Below are 4,669 nucleotides of genomic sequence, written 5' to 3'. Positions count from 1 at the left end.
CAGCTCTCTCGCCAAGGCATCGGCTGATCCTCCCAGCCGACAGAGAACTGTCACCTATCCATCCGGTCTAGTGTGTTACCTATCTATCCGGTCTGGACAACCTCTTCCCTTCTTCCCTTGTGGGAGAAGGTGGCGCGAAGCGCCGGATGAGGGGTCTCTCTCCGCGAATTAATGCGAAAGATTTACGCGGAGAGAGACCCCTCACCCGTCTCGCTGCTTTGCGTGGAGCCACCCTAGCCCACAAGGGGAGAGGAGACAGCGGCCGCGTCGCGCGAGAAGAGTGCTACTCTTCGTTCTTCTTCCGCAGCAGATCCGTCGCAAGGTCCGACAGCTTCGGCTGCAGCAGCGCCGCGAACGGCAGCGGCCGCGTGACGTCGATCGCGGCCAGGCCCAGCCGCGCCGTCAGCAATCCATTCAGAACACCTTCTCCCAGCCGCTGCGACAGCTTGGCCGCAATGCCATGACCGAGCATCTGCTGCACCAGGCTGTCGCTCGCGGCCATGCCGCCGGTGATGGCAAGATGGGCGATGACGTGGCGGAGCAGGCGGATCATGCCGAGTGCGCCGGGACGGCCACCATAGAGCCGGGCAAGTTGGCGGATCAGGCGCAGCGACGCCACGAACACGAACAACACGTCGATCAGCGCGCGTGGCGAAACCGCGGTGACGATCGAGACTTTTTGCGCGGCTGATGACACCAGCCGCCGCGCCTCGGCGTCCAGTGGCGACATCAATTCGCGCTCGGCGAGCCGGATCATGTCGGCGCCGTCGATGATCTCGCCGGCGTGGCTCTCCAGCGCGGCACGGGCGCGCGCGAGCTGCGGGTTCTGGTGCGCGATCTGTAGCAGGTCCTGCACAATGGCGCGGCTCTCCTTGCGATCGTCGCTGGCAAGGACCGCGGACGCGCGCTGATGCAGCTTCTCGATCGTCGCAAGGCGCGCCAGCCCGTACGCCTCGCGCCCGATCACCACCGCGAGCGCGAGCGCCGTGACCAAGGCGAGCGCAAGGCCAACGAAGCCGAGGCTTTCGCTGCGCGCAAACAGGTCCTCGATCAGATGGACGACGCCGAGCCCGACCCCGAGCAGCGTCAGCCCGGCAAGGCCCGACCAGAACAGCGCGCCCCAGGGAAAGCCACGCCGCGGCGGGAGTGACGGCTCGATGGGCACCGGCAGCGTGGAAGGATCTGGCTCCGGCGTGATCTGGATGGTGCCGCGGCTGATCCGGCTCGTCTCGTCGATTTCGGTGACGACGACGCCGGGATCGTCGAGCCGGAACGTCGCCGGCCTCCGCTGCTGGGATCGGTCGTTCATGACAGCTTGTCTCCGATCAGGAACTGCAAGGCACGGTCGAGGCGGATGTGTGGCAGCGTCGGCTCGTCATTGCCCTCGCGTTCGAGCTTTGGCGGACGGAAGCGCAGGAAGCGGAAGTCGCTCTTCTCGCCGGCCTCCGTCGAGAGGCCGCGGAATGCATCCGTGCCGTTGAACAGCGGCTCGGGGTCCAGCGGAAGGTCACCCGGAAAGGTCGCAACCTCCGTCTTGCCATCGAAGAACTCGCCGCCGGCGCTTTCGCCGGCCGCCGGCGTTCCCAGAAGTGACGGCAATTTGTCGCGGCCATGCGCGACTTGGGCCTCCCGCGTGGCGCGAAGAGCGGCGAGCGCCACCACGTCGATTCCTGCGCCGGTATCTTCCGCGCGCGCAACCGCGCGAGTGACCGCACGGCGCAGCACAGCCTCGAGACGGTCGTGGCTGGAATGATGCAGATGGTCCGCCTTGGTCGCCGCGAACAGGATGCGGTCGATACGCGGCCGGAACAGGCTGGAGAGGAACGTGCTGCGGCCGATCCGGAAGCAATCCAAAATGCCGGCAAGCGCGGCTTCGAGATCGTGCAGCGCCTCGGGTCCCGAGTTGAAGGCGGCGAGCGCATCGGCCAGCACGATCTGGCGATCGAGCCGGGCAAAATGATCACGGAAGAACGGCCGCACCACGACGTCCTTGTAGGCCTCAAAGCGGCGGACCATCATCGCCCATAGCGATCCGTCCGGCGCCTGGCCGCCTGCGGGCACGTCGAGCGGCGCAAAGGTCAGCGCCGGCGAGCCTGCGAGATTGCCCGGCATCAGGAAGCGCCCGGGCGGCAGCAGGCTCATTGCAAAACGCTCGTCGCGGCAAGCGCGCAAATAATTGGTGAAGAGCTTGGCGGCCGCGAGCGTCGCCTGCTCGTCCTGGCGCGCCTCGGGTTTGAGCGTCGCAAGATGCGCGTGCCAATCCGCCGCAAGATGCGCGCGCGGCGCTTCGCGCGACAGCGCAAGGCTCTCCGCCGACCATTGCTCATAGCTCTTCTGGAGCAGCGGCAAATCGAGCAGCCACTCGCCGGGATAGTCGACGATGTCGAGCGTCAGCGTGCGGTCCGCCCCGTTGTGGCGCTGATAGTCGATGACGAGCCTGAGTTCGCTGATGTCGACGGTCGAGTTCGGCCAGCGCCGCTCCTCGACCAGCGCGTGCAAATGGTTCTCGTAAGCGAAGCGCGGCACTGCGTCGTCCGGCTGGGGCGCAAGATGCGCCCGCGCGATCCGGCCCGAGGCATAGGCCTCGAACACAGGAAACCGGCCGCCGCGGGTGAGGCCGTGGATCAGCGCGGTGATGAATACGGTCTTGCCGGCCCGCGACAGGCCGGTGACCCCGAGCCGCACCGTCGGGTTGAAGAAGTGCTCGCCATAGTCGATCAGCGCCCTCGCCGACAGCCGCGCTTCTTCGACCATATCCTGGAAACTGAATGCCATATGAACGTTAAGGGATCTCGGGCGGGCGGAAATGTGAGACTGTTCACAGAAGTGGCAATTGCGTGAAGAAAATCAAGCTTCATACTTCCACCGCCTTTCTCGGCAAATCAGCCGTTTGAACGACCGCCGATCCCGAAACACCCATATGAGAGGGCATTGTCTCGCCTTGCGGATTGCCATGATCGACTTCCAACTGAAACAGCTTGCATCCAACTCCGTCCACGCCGCCGCCGACGCGATCGGCTGGAACTACGACCGTGCCGAGCTGGTCGCCGACGGAATCATCCACGCGATCGGCGTCCTGTCCGGCATTATCGCCGCGACGGTGCTGGTGGTGCTGACGGCGGTTTATGCCAGCGCGACCGACATCGTCGGGGTCTCGATCTATGTCGCCGGCCTGCTGTCGATGCTGGTGCTGTCGGCGACCTATAATCTCTGGCCGGTCTCGCCGGCCAAATGGCTGCTGCGGCGGTTCGACCATTCGGCGATTTATCTGCTGATCGCGGCGACCTACACCCCGTTCATCCTGGAGGTGAAGGACAGCGGGTTCGCGTTGGTGCTGCTCGCCGGCGTCTGGTGCGTCGCGATCCTCGGCATCGTGCTCAAACTTCTCTACCCCGGCCGGTTCGACCGCGTCGCCGTCGGCATCTACCTCGCCATGGGCTGGAGCGGCGTGATGCTCTACGACGCCGTGGTCAAGGCACTGCCTGCGCTGGTGGTGGGCTTCATTCTTGCAGGCGGCCTGCTCTACAGCTTTGGCGTGATCTTCCATGCCTGGCGGCGGCTGCGCTTCCAGAATGCGATCTGGCACGGCTTTGTCTTGGCCGGCGCGGCGTGCCATTATACCGCGGTGCTCGACCTCGTGTTGAGCTGAGCACAACCAACACGCGGTATAATAAAAGAGGAGACGTCGCATGCAGGTGACCGGCAAGGTCGTGGTCGTCACGGGCGGCGCAAACGGCATCGGCAAGGCGCTCTGCGAGGCCTTTCACAAGGCGGGTGCGGCCAAGGTCGTCGTCGCCGACATGGACGCCGACAATGCACGGGCGGTCGCTGCCACGGTTGATGGCGCGGCCTTCAAATGCGACGTCGCGCAGGAGAAGGATATTTCGCATGTCATCGAGGAGACCGAACGGCAGTTCGGTCCGATCGAATTGTTCTGCTCGAATGCCGGCATTGGTGGCGGCTTCGATCCGATGTCGGAAAATGCCGGCGGCGCCTCCGATGAGCCGTGGCAGCGGAGCTGGGCGATCCACGTCATGGCCCATGTCTATGCGGCCCGGCATCTCATCCCGCGCATGAAGGCACGCGGCGGCGGTTATTTCCTCAACACGATCTCGGCCGCGGGCCTGCTGTCGCAAGTCGGCAGCCCCGCCTATTCCACGACCAAGCATGCCGCGGTCGGCTTTGCCGAAAACCTCGCGATCTCGCACAAGGCCCACAACATCAAGGTCTCGATCCTCTGCCCGCAGGGCGTCGACACCAACATGCTGCGCGCGATCCCCAAGGGCCCGCAATCCGGCGACGGCGATCTCAAGCCGGAGCAGGTCGCCAATGACGTGCTCGCCGGCCTCGAGCAGGAGACGTTCTTGATCCTGCCGCACCCGCAGGTGCTGGGCTATATGCGCAAGAAGACCGAGAATTACGACCGCTGGATCGGCGGCATGGCCAAGATCCAGGCCAGGATGCGGGACGAGTTCGGGAGGTAGTTGCTGTATCCCCGACGGAGTTCGTAGCCCGGATGCAGCGAAGCGTAATCCGGGACAGTCTTTCCGCGGCGTGAAGACCCGGATTACGCTTGCGCTCCATCCGGGCTTCTGTAACGGGCCTTGGTTAGTCAATCCCTTTTTGCGTCATCCGCTTGCCGGGAACCTGCTTCTGTACGGGATCAACG

The 4,669-nt window shown here is 64.8% G+C and carries 4 protein-coding genes; 2 read left to right on the top strand and 2 right to left on the bottom strand.

Annotated features, from left to right (window positions below; translation table 11 throughout):
- Positions 1-283 precede the first annotated feature (283 nt).
- On the bottom strand, positions 284-1,309 hold the full coding sequence (locus IVA80_RS10850; protein WP_247428993.1) for a TIGR01620 family protein: 1,026 nt from the start codon (positions 1,307-1,309) through the stop codon (positions 284-286).
- The gene (locus IVA80_RS10845; protein ID WP_247428990.1) at positions 1,306-2,775 is read right to left on the bottom strand and encodes a YcjX family protein; all 1,470 of its coding nucleotides are present in this window, start codon (positions 2,773-2,775) and stop codon (positions 1,306-1,308) included. The genes IVA80_RS10850 and IVA80_RS10845 overlap by 4 nt, the downstream gene beginning before the upstream one ends.
- Before the next feature lie 178 nt (positions 2,776-2,953).
- Here IVA80_RS10845 and IVA80_RS10840 point away from each other — a divergent pair, with 178 nt between their 5' ends.
- Both IVA80_RS10840 and IVA80_RS10835 read left to right on the top strand, forming a co-directional pair.
- Positions 2,954-3,649: a hemolysin III family protein gene (locus IVA80_RS10840; RefSeq protein ID WP_247428987.1), complete on the top strand. Its 696-nt coding sequence runs from the start codon at positions 2,954-2,956 to the stop codon at positions 3,647-3,649.
- A 40-nt stretch (positions 3,650-3,689) separates the two neighbouring features.
- The gene (locus IVA80_RS10835) at positions 3,690-4,484 is read left to right on the top strand and encodes an SDR family oxidoreductase (RefSeq protein ID WP_247428983.1); all 795 of its coding nucleotides are present in this window, start codon (positions 3,690-3,692) and stop codon (positions 4,482-4,484) included.
- Positions 4,485-4,669 lie beyond the last annotated feature (185 nt).

The organism is Bradyrhizobium sp. 139, from assembly GCF_023074175.1.
Taxonomy (GTDB): domain Bacteria; phylum Pseudomonadota; class Alphaproteobacteria; order Rhizobiales; family Xanthobacteraceae; genus Bradyrhizobium.
The sequence above is the reverse complement of the archived record's forward strand: the minus strand, read 5'-3'. Positions and strand labels throughout refer to the sequence as shown.

Excerpts from the sequence above, each read along its gene's own strand:
- IVA80_RS10850 (WP_247428993.1), bottom strand. The coding sequence starts at position 1,309 with ATGAACGACCGATCCCAGCAGCGGAGGCCGGCGACGTTCCGGCTCGAC.
- IVA80_RS10845 (WP_247428990.1), bottom strand. The coding sequence starts at position 2,775 with ATGGCATTCAGTTTCCAGGATATGGTCGAAGAAGCGCGGCTGTCGGCG.
- IVA80_RS10840 (WP_247428987.1), top strand. The coding sequence starts at position 2,954 with ATGATCGACTTCCAACTGAAACAGCTTGCATCCAACTCCGTCCACGCC.
- IVA80_RS10835 (WP_247428983.1), top strand. The coding sequence starts at position 3,690 with ATGCAGGTGACCGGCAAGGTCGTGGTCGTCACGGGCGGCGCAAACGGC.